We start from the raw sequence: 17,573 nt of genomic DNA on the forward strand, positions 1-17,573 counted from the left end.
CTACTGAAATATTCTCTTTATAAACCAGTCTGGATCGAAGGGAACTAAACTATCATATTCTTGTCCTATTCCCAAGTAGATCACGGGTTTCTTAAGATCGTAAGCTAATGACAAAACTATTCCTCCTTTTGCGTCAGCGTCCACTTTAGTGAGTATTACTGCGTCATAGCCGATATTATTCTCGAAATATCTAGCTTGTTCAAGAGCGTCGTTACCAGCAAGTGAATCAAGGACTAATATCCTTAAGTCCGGCTTTGTTATTCTTACAACCCTCTTGAGCTCTTCAACTAGGTCAGCGTCAACGTGCATCCTTCCCGCAGTGTCAACTAGCACCACGTCTATGTTTCTGCTTTTTGCAGAATTTATGGCGTCAAATGCGACTGCAGCAGGATCCCCACCGTATTTCCCCCTAACTAGGGGTATTTCGAGCTTTTGTGCGTGATAAGCCAGTTGTTCTTGAGCAGCTGCCCTGAAGGTGTCAGACGCAGCTATAATGGAACTAATACCTTTTTTCTTCAGCATGTACGCTACTTTAGCTATTGTCGTGGTTTTTCCAACACCATTTACGCCGAAGAAGACAATCACGTAAGGCTTCTTACCTTTGCTTTTTATTTCTTTTACCAAGTCGAAGCCTCTGTTTTTTGTAAGGATCTCTTCTATAGATTTTTTTAGAGAATCTGTTATTATTTTCTCTATCTCCTCGCTTCTACTAACCTTCTTTCCTACTAGGGAGTTTTTCAGGTCTTCTAGTATCTTTTCCGACACTTCGTAGGAGACGTCAGCCTCGAGAAGTTGGTATCTGAATTCTTCAATTAATTCAGTTATGTCATCCTCCTTTATAGTCTTATATTTGAGGAAATCGAAGAAAGAGAAACGTGATTTAGACTTCTCCTCAGCCTTCTTTTCGTCTTTAAGTTTTTCCGTTACGGATTGCGGAGGAGACTGAGTATTAGGTTGAGGGATTTGGTCAGTGGGTTGGGGAGGAAGAGGTTGAGGCTTTGCTTCTTGTGGAGGTTTTTGATCTTCTTTTGATTTCTGTTGAGCTGTTTCTTGAGGGATTTGGACATTCTGTTGGATTCCAACTTTTTGCTCCTGCTCGGGTTTTTTCTCCTCTTCCTCTTTTCCCGTTACTTTACCTAAAAAATTAGAAAGTGCTTTCTTTAATTTATCGAAACAAAATTATCCACCTGTTTGAGCTTGGGCTTGGATAGCGGATAGAACTTGTGCAAGCTGGTTATAAGCCTCTATTGATTTAGCCAGTTCGGCTTGTAAAGCTTTAGAATAATCGTTTAGTTCTTTTTCTTTATCGTCTAGTATTTTCTTTGCAGTCTGCGGATCTACTTCTATAAAGTACTGCAGTCCTAAGTGGACTATTACTTTCACGTTGTTTATATTACTCACCTTAAACATGACATTACCTTTCCTATCTCCGATCATTATATACTCCTGATTACCTTTATTTATCTCATCTATTGCACTTTTTGAGGATTTAACTGACTCAATCGAGTCTAAGACCTCAGTTAAGGTTTTCTGGAGAGTATCTATATACTCTTTAAGTTCCACTGCTTGCTGGTAAAGAGCCCCTACGTCTATGGCTATTTGTCCACTTTGTTCTCTCTCACTCATGCCACTCACAATATTATCTTTTCTAACTTTACTAAATCTCTTGTTGTTTTATCGTTTATCTCTTCAGGTTTGACCTCCCTTATTTCCTCGATTCTAATGTTATACCTCTTAATCTTGTTTTTACTTCCGAAATCACTGTATATTTTTTCTAGTGCTTGTTTTTCGTTTAATGCCCTTATGTACTTAACGAATTTTTGCCTTGTGGGAAATCTAGACTCGTTAAATAATGCCGTTCCTCTGACCATGAAAATTTTGATCTCGGACATCAATCATTAAATGCTCTTTGGATTCTTAAAATCTCTGGTCCGGTAGTGGACGAGCCAACAAGGACTCCGTTCTTGTTTGCAATTAGTCCACTTCTTATAAAGACGCTTCCAAAATTAACAGTTCCCGTATCCAGCTTTACCTTGAAGAATTCGGACAGTTCAGTTAATTCCTCTTCTGTAACGTCTACGTGGACTAACCCAGCTTTGTCAGTTACGACTCCTACTGAACCCACAGTGATTATATTAGCTATACTACCCCTCTTCACGGCTTCAACTTGAACAACTTTTCTAATCTTCTCTACCTCTACGTCTGTCAGTTCTTTGTACAATAAAGCAGCATGTGAGTTCATGAGTATTATGTTACCTAATGCTGTAGGCTTGATATCTAAGATCTCAACTCTCACATCTTTGGCTTGTTGTTTTATGCTTTGGTACTCATCGTCTGTAATGGTCTTGGGCAGAATGATCACGTCGTTGTTACCGGAGACCAAGATGCCTACAAGTACGCTCTTAGCTACTGTAGTCTGGATTACCTCAGTCTTTAAAACTTCCTGAATCTTATCTAGAACTAGTCTGTCATCTACCTTGGGTAAAATAGTATACTTATCATTAGTAAAAACGTATATTCCTATATTATCTGTCCCGAATATTGAAAGCTTGTCTAAATTCATTCACTCTTAAGTGCGAGAGTAACTAAATATATCTTTTCCCCTACCTTTCTAACATTTATCCTTACTTTTCTCACAATCTTATCCCTACCGTTAGTAGATACTGCTCTAGCCAGTGTTGGATCGATTATGACCCTCTCCGCATCAAAATGTCTTTTGACAATGCTCCTGATCATGTTGAGTGTCCTTCTAGCCCTCACGTTTCTTCTACCCATGAATGCTCTTCTGAAGTTCACTACCATCTCGAAATTGTCCTTTTCTTTCTTAGCCCTCTTTTTCTCGGCAGTTTTTTGCTCCTTCTTCTCACTTTTCTTCTCTTGTTGTACCTCTTGCTTAACCTCGGTCTGTTTTTGGGGTTGTTGTTCTACCTGCTGTTGAGTAGTGGTTTGTTGGTTTTGAACTTCTTGTACTTCCTGATTGTTTTGTTCAGTCATCTCGTTACACCTTCAGGCTATTCCTTCTCCAATTTCTTTTAAGAGGGTTAAATCTGATTTTAGCATTAGTTTTTAAAACTACCCAAGCCGGAATGGCTGAGTTACTTTTAATCGCTTTTGCGAGCCTCAGTTTTTTACCTAAAGGCTTGTGCTTACTCATTTCCATCCCCTTTCCTTAATTGTTATTTTGAAATCTTTTTTAGTTTGAGAGGTGAGTTGTGCTAAAATTTCCTTTAACTCCTCGTCAGTTATAGGAGCCTGAATCCTCCCTGCTTGTGCTAAGGCTATTAATTGATTCTCAATTGCTTCAGCTATTTCTGGCTTTACGAGCTTTACGTTTGCTAATCTTTGCCTAGCTTCTGGTGTTAATATAACTCGTAAAATTGCTTCTTTCTTGGCTTCAAGTTCGGCTTTTCTTTGCTGTTCTTCTAAAACTTTTCTTTGTTGCTCTACTGCCTTCCTTCTTAATAACTCTTGTAGTTCTTCATCGTATTCGTCACTCATGATAATCACCTAATTACTCTAAATACTTTTTCAAATCAGTTCTTTTCTCAGCCAGCTCTTTAAATATTTCGTATGATAATTTGTCCAAAAGTGACCTTCCTTTAGGAGAGAGAACTCTACCTTGTTTCGTCTTAGCAATTAACCCGGCTTTCTCAAGCTGACGGAATATGAGGCGGTTAGCGTGACCAGGACCTCTTACTGATATAGGTGGCCTAGTCCCTCTCCTCTTTAATCCTCCATAAATCCTTCTCGTCTCACCTACTCCTAAAGGCTGTTGCATATAAACTCTCCTGAGCAATGAAGCAGCCCTTATATACCACCAGTTTTCTGGGTTATCCGGAACCCTTTCTTTGAAGCTAGCTGTTTTTGCATATAGAGCCCAATCTGGAGGTTGTAACTCCTTAACGTTCTCTTTTAAGTACTCACTGAGCCTTTTGATCAGCTCGTCGGCTGGAACCATATTTACAGTTATCATACGCCTACTAATCACTCATTTAAGGTTTAAAAGTTAATCTGACTTTCTAATTTCGATGGATAATGAGATTTTACATAGCCGATGAGGCTTCGATACTAAAGGGCGAAATAACTGACGTTTATTTCGATAGAGCCGTAAGGACTTTAGAGCATTTAGGATTTAAGGAAGTCAAAGTTAGAATGGAAATACACTCCTATGGCCTCCCTAAGGATTACCAATGGGCAGTTTTTACCGGGCTAGAAGAAGTGTTAAACCTCCTTGAAGGAAAAGATGTAACTGTCTACGCGATGCCTGAAGGTACACTCTTTAAGGAAATTGAACCAGTTATGATAATAGAAGGTAACTACTTAGATTTCGGTGTCTATGAAACAGCTTTTCTCGGGATTTTAAGACATTACTCAAGCATATCTACAAAGGCAGCTAGGATAAAGAGACTGGCATTAGACAAGACAGTTTTATTCTTCGGATTAAGGGCGGTTCATCCGGCTATAGCGCCGATGGTGGATAGGGCTGCTTATATAGGAGGTTGTGATGGCGTATCGGGAGCCTTTAATGAAAAAACTATAGGCGTAAAACCGTCGGGAACTATGCCTCATGCGTTAATGCTGTCTGTAGGTGATAACGTAAAGGCGTGGAAAGCCTTCGACGAAGCAATGCCACCTGATGTACCGAGAATAATACTTGCCGACACTTTTGAAGACGAGAGAACCGAAGCACTGAAGGCAGCTCAGTTACTTAAGGATAAGTTGTATGGAATCAGGTTAGATACACCTTCAAGTAGAAGGGGGAATTTTAGGAAGATAGTTCAAGAGGTTAGGTGGACTCTTAACATTCACGGTTTTACTAACGTTAAGATATACGTTAGCGGTGGAATAGATGAAGATGATATTATACAATTAAGGGATATAGTTGATGGCTTCGGTGTCGGAACAAGTATAGCTAATCCATCTGAAGGTGTTGATTTTAGCGCCGATATTGTAGAAAAGTTCGAAAACGGCAAGTGGATACCCTTCACTAAAAGAGGAAAATGGCCTGGAGCAAAACAAGTGTACAGATGCGGAGACACTCCAGATACAGATGTAATTACATTACTCGACGTACAACCTCCAAGACCAGAGTGTAAACCACTGTTGAAAAAGGTAATGGAAAGGGGTAAGATAATTACTGATCTACCGTCTGCAAAAGAAATAAGAGAATACGTTCTGGAACAGCTAAAAAAGCTTCCTAATTAATCTATAACTATTTCCTTAGTATTTTCTAAGCTTCTATTAAATGCTATTTCAACTATGGGTTCCATTCTTCTGATAGCGTTATATAATCTCAGATTGACTGTCCTTATAGCTATCAGTATCCTGTAGTTCTTTATATTAGAAGTTGAATTCTCTATGTTTGTAGCTTCGCTTATTAAAACCCTCCTGAGGGTTCTGAGTTCTTCCATAGTCTCGTTTATCAATTTAGCGTCTTCTTTGGCAAGGACTTTTATGGTATGGTCTATTATTGCTGTAGACTGCTCTATTAAGTCGAACATGTTGTTCCAGTAATTTTTGACTTCTTCAAGTTCCTGAGGTGTGAGAGTCAACAAGTCAGTAGCAGCTTCGCTTATTTCATCAGCGGACTCCTCAATCGCCTTTATTAATATTCTATTTCCTATAAGCTGTATCCTTTTAACACCTATCATGTAAGCCAAGCTACGATTAGATTGTGAAAGGATTAATTGCCTTAGAGCTAGATAATAAAGTCTATCAACCTCCTTTTCTAACTCTATTGTTTCTTGCAGGAATGTCCTACTACCCTCCTTTATACCCAGGCTTAAGTAATGGAGCATTTGCTTCAGGTTGTTAATTAGCCTGTTAAGTAAGCTTGTCATGGTGTATTTCGTGGGATCCAAGAAGGACTGTATTTGAATATAATCCACGTTCTGAACCGTAATTTCATATCCTATTAGACTTCTTACTGCTTCTTTCACCTTTCTCAGTATGTCTTCATTAAACAGCTTGTCTTTGCTCTCTATCTCGATCTTGTCAAAGCCAAGAATGTACAAACCGTAAATTATCCTCGTGACTATTTCGGGCATTATATTGTTTGAAAGAAGCACTTTCACCTCTTTAGTAGCGTTTTGTAGTTTCATATTTGGTGGATATACTTTTAGGCTTCCGTCTTCATCTACCTCCAAGTATACACTCTCCCCTGGTGATAATCCTACCTCTTTTACCCATTCAGCAGGTAATGATACCATAAGTGTCGATTTACCGAATTTCTGAACTCTACGAACCTCCATTTTTACTCACTAGTCTATGTTATATATATTTGTAAAGTTTATAAAAGTAGTTTAAATGTGTATCAGATTATTTTAATCTCGGGTATTTTGCCATACTCTTTAAGGTAAATTTCTCCTTCACCAGTAGACGGAATAATTCTAATTCCGTAAGGTCTTCTTTTAGTAAACTGGATTGCCATTGAATCTCTTAAGATCTTTTTGTATAATTCTATGTCTCTTTTCACCGCTATCATATCTAATCCAGCAACACAAACAGAAGTCAAAGTCATTAACTGAGATAGGGTTAAAGAACCTTCTCTAACTCTTTCCATCAAAACGTTATCTTCAGCTACGGGTAACATAAGTTCAGAAAAACCTATCGGAGCTATTTTTAGCCTCCAGACTAACTCGAATATCCTCCTATTTATATTCGCAACCGTGGACAGCTGTCCAAAAGAGAACATCTTCTCCCCGGAAAGATTTTCTATTAGTCTTCCGGTGCTCTCTTCCATCCATGGGGACAGAGAAGCATCTATACCTAGATACCTTATTCCTATTTCCTTGCTTATTTTTTTACTGTATTCGTCAGCAAATGCTAGAACTCTCTCCGCTCTGTTCTCCTCGAATTCTCTAGCATAAATTAGCGAGGTAGATAAAGAGTCGTTTATCGTGTTAGCGCTACCAACTGGAAAGTAAGGCGTGGTTAGGAATTCCTCGTTTACGAGTATCGCTACTCTTGTTGCAATTTCGGGGTCTAAGGAATATAATAATTGTGCAACGTCGTCAATATATTTACTGTCATTAAGTAACACGGAAGCATAGAACGATTTATCGGTAGATAAAAAGTCCGCGATACTTCTCAGTTCATCCTTAGCTCTTCTGTGTATGATTGAATAAATTATACCTTTTCCCGAAGGTATTTGATTTACTTTACGCTCTAAGTCCTTTAGCTCAGGGGGGAACGCTATTCTTTTCGTCCATACTACTTCGTCTTTTATGTTTTGAAGCTGATCTACATATTTAACTAACTTGTCCATATCTTCTGAAACGAAGAAAATAGTGAGGGCTCTTATCTTCATAGTGTCCATCTATGCCTGACAAATATTTTAGTTTACTGGGAAAATGATCAAATAGAATGCCTAAGCTTACAATTTTACTGTCTAACAACAATTTAGACGCGCTATATCATGCTTTGACTCTAGCACTATCAGCTAGGGCTTTAAACTGGGAAGTTAAGGTCTTTGTGGTTTCTCAAGCAGTAGCTCTCTTTTTAAAGTCCTCCAAACCTAAGTTAGATATGCCCTTTTTTGCTAGGCTCTACGTAAAGTTTCAGATGCGAAGGCTTAAGATAACCGATGCTGAGAAAATGCTTGATGATGCTATAAAAGAGGGTGTGGAGTTTTACGTAGACGAAGCAGGTCTTAAGGTTATAGGGGCTAGTAAGGAAGACCTTAAAGATGGTGTAAAACTTTCAGGAAGTATTACGTTTTTAACCCAAGCAAGAGAATCCGAGGTGGTGTTGTCCCTATGATAATCGATAGTGAGGACGTTTGCCCAGTAGTTCTTGTAAACGTCTTAAGGGCTTTCAGAGAGGCTAAAGACGGTGAGGAAATAATAGTCAAAACTAAGTGGGAAGCTGCTGTGACGGAATTAGAGAAGTGGTGTAGAGAGACTAACAATCAGTATTTGGGATGGAGTAAGGAGGGTAGCAAATTCGTAATAAGGATGAAAGTTGTAAAGAGAGATAATAATGCTTAAATTTGATAGTAAAATTAAACATAATTGGCGGTCAATATTGTGTCAAAGGAGTTCCACGTATTCACAAACGCAATAGAACTAATGGAAGGGATGTGGCCTACTCCCCTTCTTAAGTTAAATATAGGAAATAACGTCTGGGCCAAACTCGAATTTTATAACCCGTTAAGTCACAGCATAAAGGATAGGACTGCACTCTTTCTTTTCAAAGAAGCACTAAAAAGGAAAACAGAGCACCTTGTTGAAGCTACATCTGGCAATACCGGTATAGCGTTATCAGCGTTATCAGCTATTTACAACGTGAAGTTTACTGTATTCGTCCCTTCTACTGTACCTTCAGCCTTTCCAGTATTGATGAAGTTGCTGGGGTCAGAAGTAATCTCAGCAGGTTCTTCAACCAACGATTTGCTGCCTTTAGTGAAAAGACTTAGCTCCTTCGGAGGGTATACACATCTAGACCAGTTCAATAATGAAGTTAATGTGATGGCTCACTACGAGACTACCGCTAAAGAAATTGAAGCACAGTGTACCAATGCCGGGATTAACTTGAGGAGAATTATAGCCACGGCTGGAACAGCAGGACATTTAGTCGGTATAGCCAAGTATTTTAAGGAAAAGAAAGGAGATGAAATAGAGATAATAGGAGTTAACCCAGCAGAAGGGGAAAGAATTCCGGGTATAAAGAGAGTTACACCTGATAATAAATTCCTGAAAATGACTAAAATAGACAAGCTAGTTGATGTCACTTTAAAAGAGGCTGTAGAGGGAGTTAAGGAGGTAGCTAGAAAGAGCGGTATTCTGATAGGTTTAAGTGCTGGAGCTACAGTTGCGGTTTTTAAGAAATTAGGGTTAATAGACGATACCGAGGCTACTGTTCTTATATTTCCTGATGATGCGTTTAAATACATTAATGAGCTCTCACAATATGTGTAATTAGTTTTTTAAGGAAATACCCCTAAAGTTTAATCCCGTGACAGAGATCATAATAATTTTAAACAAAAATGGAGATATATTGGATTTTTCTCCCAGAAATATAGATATAAGAGAAATTTCTAAGCTGAAACAAGAAGAGGTATATGACGACGGCGAATTAATAAGAATAAAAGCTATAGTTTAAGATATAATGCGACTGGAAGATTTCTTCAAAGACATTTATGTGCAGACGAAGATAGTTACGGTAGAAAATCAGAAACTAGTAATGAAGTGTTACAATTCATCCACGAGTTTCAAGTGGTATTTTATCTCACCATCATTCAGGAACTATCCTTATAGCTCAAACCCAGAAGAGAGAATGAACAGAGAGTTAAATTTCTTTACATATAGATGGAGGGAGATAATAACACCTAAAGTAATAGACTTCGATATGGAACAGACATGCGTTTACAGAGAGTTCTTAGAAGGAGAAGAAATTAGGAATTTAGATCATTTCGAAAAACTTGGAAAGGCTTTACGCCACATACACAATGAGGGTTTTGTTATGGGTGATACAAAGTTGGAAAATTTTATTACAGTTCAAGGAAAAATTGCGGTTATCGACGCTGAGCAAGCGATTATTTCCACGGATATTTCTCTCAGAAGTTGGGACTTGCTTGTCCTTTCTTTTTCCACAGCTTATACTTTTATAAAGGATCCTCTTACTTTCGGAAAAGCGATTGAGACTTTATTCTCTAATTACGAACTGCCTAAGGAACAAGCTGAAGAACTTCTAGGAATAAAAGCTATCGGACTTATAAGTTTGATGCCTTTCCTTCACTTCTCTACGTTCAGAAAAGTTGTTGAGAAATACTTATAGTCACTCCGTTTCTCTCATTCTTAGAGATCACTATTTCTTCGTCGTTTATTCGTGTTCCACATGCAGGACATCTGTAAAAATATCTTACTACTTTTTTGCCGTCGCTAGTACTTTCAGCTTCACCTATAAAATCCATCCTGATATTGCATTTTGGACAAAGAAGCTCTTTCATCCTGACTTATTAGGACAGAATTAGAATAAAAAAGTAATGAAGGACAGATACGGGAGGCCGATTGAGGACTTAAGGGTTACACTTACACATGTATGTAATTTCTCATGCTTTTTCTGCCATATGGAAGGTGAGGGAAATGACGGTGGTGAGTTAACAGCTGAGGAGATATCCTTAGTTGCCAAAGTCGGGAAAGAATTCGGTATAAAAGCCGTGAAACTCACCGGAGGAGAACCTACTCTCAGGAGGGACATTGTAGAGATCATACGGAAATTAAAGGATGTAGGAATAGAAGAAGTTTCAATGACTACTAACGGATTTCTCTTAGAAAAGATCGCCAGAGAACTCAAAGAGGCTGGACTGGATAGAGTTAATATAAGTTTGCACTCGACTTCCTCGCAACTTTTCAAGGAAATAACTGGAGTTAATGGCTTCGAGAAAGTTGTGAAGGGTATAGAAGAATGTAACAAAGTAGGTTTAAAGCCAATAAAGTTGAACTTTGTCGTTACGAGGAAAAACATTAGTGAGGTTTTCAAAGTTATTGAACTCGCTGAGAATCTGGGAGTAAACGAGATACACTTGATTGAGCTACACCCAGTAGGGCTGGGTAAAGAGTCCTTTAATTACCATGTATCCCTTGACGAGATCGAGAAAACTCTTAAGGAAAAAGGAAAATTCCTAGGTACTAGGAATAAACATAACAGACCGAGATATCAATACGGCAAGATTAAAGTGGAAGTGGTCAAACCTTATGCTAATCCCTTCTTCTGTGCAGGATGTAACAGAATTAGATTAACAGTAGACGGTAAGCTAAAGACTTGTTTGTATAAGGAGGACAGAAGTGTAGACATAATAGATATATTGAGAGGTAATTATACAGAGGAGGAGAAAATATCCGCGCTGAGAGATGCTTATAGGTTAGCTATATCAATAAGAGAGCCTAATTTCCTATTCGGAGTGAACAAGTATGAGATTAAACAAGTTGGATAAGATTATGGAAGAAGAAGGAGTACAGTGTAGTGTTGTATTAAGTGGTGCCACAATCTTCTACCTTACCGGTTACGATTACATCACGACCGATATAGGAAATGCCGTAGTGTTAGTATATTGTGACGGGGTTCCCACTTTGATAGTACCAGTCCTCGAAAAGAACAGAGCTGAGGCTAAAGTAGGTGATAAGATAGAGGTACTACCTTACAGTTACTCGTTGATAGGAGAGAGGGTTTTTAAAGGAGGACTAATTGACGCTATTGCCGCTAAAATAAATCCACCTAAGAAAGTAGGAATAGATATGCAAAATTCTTCCAGTTCTTTTTACCTCTCTTTCAAGGAAAAGGTTGGGGATTATATAGATATATCGAAAAAACTAGCTATGAAGAGAGCGATAAAGGAGGACGAGGAGTTAGAACTCATAAAGAAGGCAGGGAATATAACTACATCAGCAATGAGAATAGGTAGCGAAAAAATCCAGAACACAGGTGTTACAGAGAGAGAAGTTGCAGGACTAATAGATATGACAATGAGGAATGAAGGAGCAGAAGATTATGCGTTTCCTTCAATAGTGGCTTTCGGTGAAAATTCAGCATTCCCTCATCACGTACCAAGTGATAAAACAATAAGGGAAAACGATAACGCGGTAGTTGATATAGGGGCTAGGTACCGCAACTATTGCTTTGATAGCACCAGAACGTTCATTAAAGGGAATTCTGAGGAGGTTAAGAAGATCTACGAAATTGTGCTACAAGCACAATTGGAAGCTATAGACACAATTAGGGAGGGGGTAAAGGCTTCTGAAGTAGATCTAGCGGCGAGAAGGGTAATTGAGAAAGCGGGATTCGGAAAGTATTTCATTCATTTTACGGGACACGGAGTCGGGATAGAAGTTCATGAATTCCCTGCTGTCTCCCCTACTTCTAACGACGTTTTGAAGGAGAATATGGTGATCACAGTAGAGCCGGGTATTTACTTGAAGGGAAAGTTCGGAGTGAGAATTGAAGACACTGTAATAGTTACTAAAAAGAAAGCAATAGTCTTAGAAACTGTTTATAAGTATTTGTAAATCGAACTTTTTATGGTGTAACAAATTTTTTGAACCAAACTTTTTATTTTAACATACGCAATCAGTCTATTGTTATGGAAGAAACACTCGACCAAGAGAAATTAGTTGAAGAAATTGCAAAAAGAGTCAGAGAAATAATAGAGTTACTAGGCGAAAACCCGGATAGAGAAGGACTTAGGGAAACGCCTATAAGAGTAGCTAAGGCGTTGCTGGAAATGACTTCCGGCATTAGGTCTCCGCAACCTAACATTAAAGTCTTTTCGTTAAAAGAAAACGGAAGAAGTAGCGAAGAGGATCAAATAGTATTGGTAAAGAACGTGTCTTTTTCTTCATTATGCGAACATCATATGTTGCCTTTCATAGGTAAAATTCATGTAGCGTATATTGTAGGACAGAGCAGAAAAGTCGCCGGATTCAGCAAAATTATAAGGATAGTTAATTATTACGCGTCGAGACTACAGATTCAGGAGAGATTAGTTGAGCAAGTTGCAGATGCGATTATGTACAGTGATATAGAGCCTAAGGGAGTGATGGTTATAGGAGATGCAATACACATGTGTGCTTACGTTAGGGGGGTAAAAGATAAAGAAGCGACTCTAACATCGGTAGCCACTAGAGGAGTGTTAAAGAACAACGCTTCGTTAAGAAACTACGTATTCAGGCTATTAGAAACGTCAAAGAGATCAACTTTATTATAGGAAAAGACAAATTTTTATGTTGAATGAGTAACGATAATAAAATTACTACTTATAGCAATAATAGTTACTCATTAATTCTAGAGCTAATAAGAAAATATGGAGAGTTAAAACAATCTGATCTTGTTAATTTATCGGGTATTTCAAAAAGCAGGGTCTCGGAAATATTAACAGAACTTGAGAAAAAAGGAATAATAGAAAGAAAGAAGTTAGCTGGAAGAAACCTTATAGTCAGACTCTCCTCCAGAAAATTCCTAACATTAGGTATCATAAAGGCTGCTGAATACCCCTTCATCATTCCCTTCATAAAACTTTTAAAAGACAGAGGTTATAACGTAGATGTCAAAGTCTATAATAATGGATTGGAAGTGACTAGAGACCTTTCTATGGGAAAGCTCGATATGGCATTATCACCCGTAGTGACACAACTCCTATTTCAGAAAATTTTCAATAACTTCAAGATCATTGCAGGAGGTGCTAAGGGCGGAGGAGCTATATTGGGGGAGCCCTCTTGTAATTACATTGCGACGACATCGTTATCAAGCATGGAGTTCTGGTCTCTATTATATGATCCTGAAGCTTCTCTCATAGAGTTTTCTAGTCCTGAAGATATGATAAACGCTATGAGGAAGAAGGAAGTTAAAAAGTTGTCTATTTGGGAGCCTTACGTAACTATCCTTTCCAATGAAGGTTTCAGAATAATTCATACATTTGAACCACTTCATTGCTGCACGTTCGCCATTAGAAACGGATTAGACTCGGAATACTTTAAAGAGATATATGAGCAAGCTTTTGCCTCTTTCCTATCTCATAAGGACAGATGGATACAAGATTACTCTTCGATAGTTAACATTGACTATCAAGTACTAAAGAAATCTGCAGAAAATTACGTATTCGACTCTTATTTAGACTTAAATGAGATAAGAAGAAATATGAGAAAAAGTGGTATATTACTGCCTTAGACATCTAAGTAATAGTATATTTCCATCGGGTGTGGATATTGTTGCATTACTTTCGCTTCTTCTCTCTTTAGATCTATGTAAGCACTGAGTAATGATGAATTAAATACAGGCTTTAGGAACTCACTATCACTCTCTAACTCATCTAATGCTTCATCTAATGATCTAGGTAGTTCTCTAATCTTCAACTGCTTCTTCTTTTCCTCGCTCATATGATATATGTTCTCGTCCACTGGATCACCTGGGTCAATCTTCTTCTTGATCCCATCTAAAGCAGCCATCAGCATCGCGGCGAATCCTAAGTAAGGATTAGAGGACGGATCTGGAGGTCTGTATTCGAGTCTCTTTGCCTTCTCCATTCCTTTATAGTAAGCTGGAATTCTAATTGCCGCGCTTCTGTTAGACTTGCTCCACACTAAGTATACTGGAGCTTCATAGCCCGGTATTAGTCTTCTATAACTATTAGTTGTAGGAGACACTATTGCTGATAACGCTCTTCCATGTTCTAACAATCCACCTACAATATACCTGCCTATCTGGCTTAATTCTGCATATTCGTCATTAGGATCATACATTAAATTCTTCTTTCCATCCTTAGTCCATAGGCTAAAGTGTGTGTGCATTCCGGTTCCGTTATCACCATAAATGGGTTTGGGCATGAATGTGGCTACCATGCCGTGCTTAGCAGCTACGTTCTTAACGACGTACTTTAGTGTTTGTACTTTGTCAGCTGTATCTACCATTGTAGAGAATCTGAAATCTATTTCTCCTTGTCCCGCTGTAGCTACTTCGTGATGTGTCGCCTCAATATAGAATCCATAGTAATCTACTAACGTGTTTATAGCTTCTAGTCTTATATCCATTACTTGATCTACCGGTGGAGCTGGGTAATATCCTTCTTTATACCTTATTACAAAACTTCCGTTTTTAGACCAAGGAGCTTCTCTAGCATATACTTTGTAACCTGTCCCACTCTGAGGTAACGCAGCATCAAGCTCTACTTTATCAAATATGAAGAATTCTAGCTCAGGACCAAAGAAGCTTACATATCCCTCATTCTCTTGGTGTTTCTCAGCGGTTTCAGCAATATTTCTCGGATCTCTTTCAAATCTTCCCTTACCCCCACCCCAATGAACTTCAGTAATAACTCTAGCTACACCAGGTGTCCACGGTATTAGAGCCATTGTAGAAGCAACCGGCCTCAAAACCATGTCACTTTCGTAAATTGTAGTAAAGCCTTTTATACTGCTTCCGTCTAGTTTACCGAATCCAGTCTTGAAGGACTCCTCAGTGAACTCTTCAGCGGGAATGGTTATATGCTGTAGTCTTCCGGGTAGATCTGTAAACTGTAGGTCTACCCATTTTATATTATTCTTCTTTAAGAATTCAAGTGCTTCGGATGGTGTTTTTGGTAGTTCTGGCATGTTAAGGACATATTCAATAAATCTATTAAAAAAGATATTGCGTCAATTTATTAAAACTTTTTAAAAGTTTATATATATTTGTCAATTACAAATTAGATGAATGTTAAAAATTAGCTCATAATTTTTAAAACACCGTTTTCCATTATATAGCTTCTTTCCGCGAAATCCGCATCAGAAAGATCTTGGGAAACAAAGACAATATTTATGTTTCTCTTCCTCGCCAACTGAAAATATTCTTGTATAAAATCCCTTTTATTATTAATATTAGAAAATGCCTCGTCTACCAATATATATCTTGGGTCTGATAAAATCGCAGTAACTAAGGAGAGTCTCTGTCTCATCCCGAGACTTAACTCCTTAGTTTTTTGCTTATATACGTGGTCATTGAAAGACAGTAAAAACTTAATTCTCTCGTCTTCTAGTGCCTGTTCTAACTTTTTCTTATCTTTTATACCCCAAAGTAAATGGTTTTTCACCCTAGTGTTGGGCAGAAAACTTTCAGGTGTAACTAGAACAATTTTCCTTTTCCACGGTGGATATTGAGTTATATCTTCTCCATCAACCTTCACATAACCGTTATCAGGTTCCAGAAACCCTGCAATTATTTTTAAAAAAGTAGATTTGCCGCTCCCGTTTTTTCCGAATATAGCTATGACCCTACTACCATCTTTTATCTCACTATCTAGAGTAAAATTTTGAAATTTTTTCCTTACCTTAGCTTCAAGCATTGGTATATTTCCTCACATACTCCTCTAACATCTCCTCCTCTACAGCACCGACTATTTGATCTACTAATTTACCTTTCACGAAAATCAGTGTAGTAGGTATATTCATAACTCCGTACTTATCCGCAGTCTTGGGGTTCTCGTCTACATTTAGCCTGCCGAAAACTGCCTTATCCTTGTATTTTTCAGCCATCTTCTTGAATATAGGCTCGTATATATGACAAGGAGCACACCAAGGTGCCCAGCAGTCGACAAAGACTACATTATTTTTAGCCAGCACGTCATCGATGTTTGAGTCCGTAATAGTGACTGTAACCTCTTGCGGATTAATAACGTTCTTAGCTCTTTCTTCTAGTCTCTTTGAAAGTTCTTTTACTAAATCTTCAATCTCACTCAAGGCTATCCACTATATCTATTCTTTTGAGTCTCTTATAAAATGCTACTTTAGTATTAACGTAATTAAGTAATTCATTCTCAATGCCGGGTTTCTTTTCCTTTACTATGACTTTTCCTACCGGCTGTTGTCCAGCGTTTCCGGCATCTTCACCAACAACCTTAGCGTCTATCACCAAGGGGTGGGATTTCAAAATGAGCTCTAGATCCCTCGGGAATATAGGATAACCCTTATACTTAATCATCCTCTTCTTAACTCCCCTGAAGTAGAGTAGACCTTTTTCATCGGATGTCACTAAATCCCCGGTCTTTAACCAACCATCCACGAACACTTTTGCAGTCTCTTCAGGGTCTTTATACCCTAGCATTAGCCAAGGGGCTTTGACCCAAAGTTCTCCTACTTCGCCGGGTTTAGCGTCCTTACCGTCTTCTTTAACTATTTTAATGTCCACCTCAGGCAGAGGCTTTCCTATACTGATTACATCAGCGTACTCCTCAGGTTGGAATGTCAACACGAACCCTTCGGTAAACCCGTACTGTTGTACTATCTTCTTTCCGTACTTTTCCTTGAACTTATTGACGGTAGGAGGGAATAAGGGAGCAGCAGTGCTTACGCAGAGCTCAAGGCTACTTAAATCTGCTCTTTCTAGCTCGTTTAATGCATCATAAACCATAGGGACTGTTGATAAGTAGTTTATAGAGTATTTCTGAACTGCTTGCACAATCTCGTTGGCGTTAAACTTACGCATTATGTACAAACTACCCCCAGCTTCCAGAACTACGCCTAAGACACTATTGCCCAAAACATGAGCTAGGGGTACTGTTAAAACACCTCTGACCTCATTAAGTTTCGAAGCCTTGTATAAGGATAATGCGTTAAGTTCCATCCTTTTAGCACTGTGTAAGACCTGCATCGTCCTACCCGCTATCCCGGCATAATAGTAGACTAAACCTACTTCATCCTCCCTATATTCATAGGGCTGGTTAAATACCTCGTTTCTCTGAAGTGATTCTATGACCTTGTACCCTTCTAACGTCTTTTTCTCTCTTTCAATAATCTCCTTATCAGCTACAATTACGTCTGGGTTTGTGTCCTCTAGTATAAACCTTAAGTCTTCGGCAGAAGTTAATGGATCTATAGCTACTACTTTAGCTCCAGCCCAAAACGCTGCTAGATATGTTAAGGTCGATTCCACTGAATTGAACATTAGATGGACTACCGTATCTCCTACGTGGAGTGAGGAAGCCCTTTTAGCTATCTCTTTTCCGGCTTGTTCATAGGTTAATTTATTATCCCCCTCGATCAGAAATGTTTTACTTGGTTTTTCTTTATACCATTTATAAACCAGCTGAGCTATGCTCATAACTGTCA

The 17,573-nt window shown here is 38.5% G+C and carries 25 protein-coding genes; 10 read left to right on the forward strand and 15 right to left on the reverse strand.

Features of this window, described 5'->3' with window-relative positions; all coding sequences use genetic code 11:
* From ftsY to WIW52_RS04030, 8 genes are all read right to left on the reverse strand, one after another.
* Entirely contained in the window at positions 1-963 is a 963-nt protein-coding gene (gene ftsY / locus WIW52_RS03995; protein ID WP_337708921.1) for a signal recognition particle-docking protein FtsY, read from the reverse strand.
* Positions 964-1,179: 216 nt separating this feature from the next.
* Positions 1,180-1,626 carry a prefoldin subunit alpha gene (gene pfdA, locus WIW52_RS04000; protein WP_337708757.1) on the reverse strand — a complete coding sequence of 149 codons (447 nt, stop codon included), beginning with the start codon at positions 1,624-1,626 and terminating at the stop codon, positions 1,180-1,182.
* A 5-nt stretch (positions 1,627-1,631) separates the two neighbouring features.
* Entirely contained in the window at positions 1,632-1,892 is a 261-nt protein-coding gene (rpl18a, locus tag WIW52_RS04005) for a 50S ribosomal protein L18Ae (protein WP_337699321.1), read from the reverse strand.
* Positions 1,892-2,563, reverse strand: coding sequence for a translation initiation factor IF-6 (locus WIW52_RS04010; protein WP_337708758.1), 672 nt, complete (start codon positions 2,561-2,563; stop codon positions 1,892-1,894). The genes rpl18a and WIW52_RS04010 overlap by 1 nt, the downstream gene beginning before the upstream one ends.
* On the reverse strand, positions 2,560-2,802 hold the full coding sequence (locus WIW52_RS04015; RefSeq protein WP_337708923.1) for a 50S ribosomal protein L31e: 243 nt from the start codon (positions 2,800-2,802) through the stop codon (positions 2,560-2,562). The genes WIW52_RS04010 and WIW52_RS04015 overlap by 4 nt, the downstream gene beginning before the upstream one ends.
* A gap of 196 nt (positions 2,803-2,998) precedes the next feature.
* Complete coding sequence (locus WIW52_RS04020; RefSeq protein ID WP_337699325.1) at positions 2,999-3,154, reverse strand: 50S ribosomal protein L39e; 156 nt, start codon at positions 3,152-3,154, stop codon at positions 2,999-3,001.
* Positions 3,151-3,498, reverse strand: a complete 348-nt coding sequence (locus WIW52_RS04025; RefSeq protein ID WP_337708759.1) for a DNA-binding protein — start codon at positions 3,496-3,498, stop codon at positions 3,151-3,153. The genes WIW52_RS04020 and WIW52_RS04025 overlap by 4 nt, the downstream gene beginning before the upstream one ends.
* 13 nt (positions 3,499-3,511) lie before the next feature.
* Complete coding sequence (locus WIW52_RS04030; RefSeq protein WP_337708761.1) at positions 3,512-3,973, reverse strand: 30S ribosomal protein S19e; 462 nt, start codon at positions 3,971-3,973, stop codon at positions 3,512-3,514.
* Positions 3,974-4,035: 62 nt separating this feature from the next.
* On the opposite strand from WIW52_RS04030, the gene WIW52_RS04035 reads away from it, so the two are divergent.
* A complete protein-coding gene (locus tag WIW52_RS04035) occupies positions 4,036-5,205 on the forward strand; it encodes a nicotinate phosphoribosyltransferase (RefSeq protein WP_337708762.1) in 1,170 nt (389 codons plus the stop codon).
* Here WIW52_RS04035 and WIW52_RS04040 read toward each other — a convergent pair.
* Positions 5,202-6,251 carry a phosphate uptake regulator PhoU gene (locus tag WIW52_RS04040; protein WP_337708763.1) on the reverse strand — a complete coding sequence of 350 codons (1,050 nt, stop codon included), beginning with the start codon at positions 6,249-6,251 and terminating at the stop codon, positions 5,202-5,204. The two genes, WIW52_RS04035 and WIW52_RS04040, sit on opposite strands and share 4 nt — an antisense overlap.
* A 62-nt stretch (positions 6,252-6,313) precedes the next feature.
* The gene (locus tag WIW52_RS04045) at positions 6,314-7,309 is read right to left on the reverse strand and encodes a DUF711 family protein (protein ID WP_337708764.1); all 996 of its coding nucleotides are present in this window, start codon (positions 7,307-7,309) and stop codon (positions 6,314-6,316) included.
* Between the two features lie 56 nt (positions 7,310-7,365).
* On the opposite strand from WIW52_RS04045, the gene WIW52_RS04050 reads away from it, so the two are divergent.
* Genes WIW52_RS04050 through WIW52_RS04070 form a run of 5 tightly spaced genes read left to right on the forward strand, consistent with a single transcriptional unit; the run spans position 7,366 to position 9,777 of the window.
* The gene (locus WIW52_RS04050; RefSeq protein WP_337708765.1) at positions 7,366-7,761 is read left to right on the forward strand and encodes a DsrE/DsrF/DrsH-like family protein; all 396 of its coding nucleotides are present in this window, start codon (positions 7,366-7,368) and stop codon (positions 7,759-7,761) included.
* Positions 7,758-7,988, forward strand: coding sequence for a sulfurtransferase TusA family protein (locus WIW52_RS04055; RefSeq protein ID WP_156005391.1), 231 nt, complete (start codon positions 7,758-7,760; stop codon positions 7,986-7,988). Before WIW52_RS04050 ends, WIW52_RS04055 begins: the two co-directional genes overlap by 4 nt.
* Positions 7,989-8,027: 39 nt before the next feature.
* A complete protein-coding gene (locus tag WIW52_RS04060; protein ID WP_337708766.1) occupies positions 8,028-8,918 on the forward strand; it encodes a cysteine synthase family protein in 891 nt (296 codons plus the stop codon).
* Between the two features lie 37 nt (positions 8,919-8,955).
* Positions 8,956-9,102 (forward strand): hypothetical protein, encoded by a 147-nt coding sequence (locus WIW52_RS04065; RefSeq protein WP_337699341.1) that lies wholly within the window; start codon positions 8,956-8,958, stop codon positions 9,100-9,102.
* 6 nt (positions 9,103-9,108) lie between these two features.
* A complete protein-coding gene (locus tag WIW52_RS04070) occupies positions 9,109-9,777 on the forward strand; it encodes a hypothetical protein (RefSeq protein ID WP_337708768.1) in 669 nt (222 codons plus the stop codon).
* Here WIW52_RS04070 and WIW52_RS04075 read toward each other — a convergent pair.
* The gene (locus WIW52_RS04075; RefSeq protein ID WP_337699346.1) at positions 9,749-9,949 is read right to left on the reverse strand and encodes a hypothetical protein; all 201 of its coding nucleotides are present in this window, start codon (positions 9,947-9,949) and stop codon (positions 9,749-9,751) included. The two genes, WIW52_RS04070 and WIW52_RS04075, sit on opposite strands and share 29 nt — an antisense overlap.
* Before the next feature lie 36 nt (positions 9,950-9,985).
* Between WIW52_RS04075 and moaA the strand changes: the two genes are divergently transcribed.
* From moaA to WIW52_RS04095, 4 genes are all read left to right on the forward strand, one after another.
* Positions 9,986-10,936 carry a GTP 3',8-cyclase MoaA gene (moaA, locus tag WIW52_RS04080; RefSeq protein WP_337708769.1) on the forward strand — a complete coding sequence of 317 codons (951 nt, stop codon included), beginning with the start codon at positions 9,986-9,988 and terminating at the stop codon, positions 10,934-10,936.
* Positions 10,914-12,005 carry a M24 family metallopeptidase gene (locus WIW52_RS04085; RefSeq protein WP_337708771.1) on the forward strand — a complete coding sequence of 364 codons (1,092 nt, stop codon included), beginning with the start codon at positions 10,914-10,916 and terminating at the stop codon, positions 12,003-12,005. The genes moaA and WIW52_RS04085 overlap by 23 nt, the downstream gene beginning before the upstream one ends.
* Positions 12,006-12,079: 74 nt before the next feature.
* Positions 12,080-12,703 (forward strand): GTP cyclohydrolase I, encoded by a 624-nt coding sequence (gene folE, locus WIW52_RS04090; RefSeq protein ID WP_337708773.1) that lies wholly within the window; start codon positions 12,080-12,082, stop codon positions 12,701-12,703.
* 23 nt (positions 12,704-12,726) lie between these two features.
* Positions 12,727-13,662, forward strand: coding sequence for a DUF7343 domain-containing protein (locus WIW52_RS04095; RefSeq protein ID WP_337699354.1), 936 nt, complete (start codon positions 12,727-12,729; stop codon positions 13,660-13,662).
* Here WIW52_RS04095 and glnA read toward each other — a convergent pair.
* The 4 genes from glnA to WIW52_RS04115 form a co-directional block, all read right to left on the reverse strand.
* Positions 13,659-15,083: a type I glutamate--ammonia ligase gene (gene glnA / locus WIW52_RS04100; RefSeq protein ID WP_337708774.1), complete on the reverse strand. Its 1,425-nt coding sequence runs from the start codon at positions 15,081-15,083 to the stop codon at positions 13,659-13,661. The two genes, WIW52_RS04095 and glnA, sit on opposite strands and share 4 nt — an antisense overlap.
* A 110-nt stretch (positions 15,084-15,193) precedes the next feature.
* On the reverse strand, positions 15,194-15,811 hold the full coding sequence (locus WIW52_RS04105; RefSeq protein WP_337708776.1) for an ATP-binding cassette domain-containing protein: 618 nt from the start codon (positions 15,809-15,811) through the stop codon (positions 15,194-15,196).
* Positions 15,804-16,205, reverse strand: a complete 402-nt coding sequence (gene trxA / locus WIW52_RS04110; RefSeq protein ID WP_337708777.1) for a thioredoxin — start codon at positions 16,203-16,205, stop codon at positions 15,804-15,806. The genes WIW52_RS04105 and trxA overlap by 8 nt, the downstream gene beginning before the upstream one ends.
* Positions 16,198-17,565: a class I adenylate-forming enzyme family protein gene (locus tag WIW52_RS04115; RefSeq protein WP_337708779.1), complete on the reverse strand. Its 1,368-nt coding sequence runs from the start codon at positions 17,563-17,565 to the stop codon at positions 16,198-16,200. Before WIW52_RS04115 ends, trxA begins: the two co-directional genes overlap by 8 nt.
* Positions 17,566-17,573: the final 8 nt, after the last annotated feature.

The sequence above is a fragment of the Stygiolobus sp. RP850M genome, from assembly GCF_037389295.1.
Classification (GTDB): Archaea; Thermoproteota; Thermoprotei_A; order Sulfolobales; family Sulfolobaceae; genus Stygiolobus.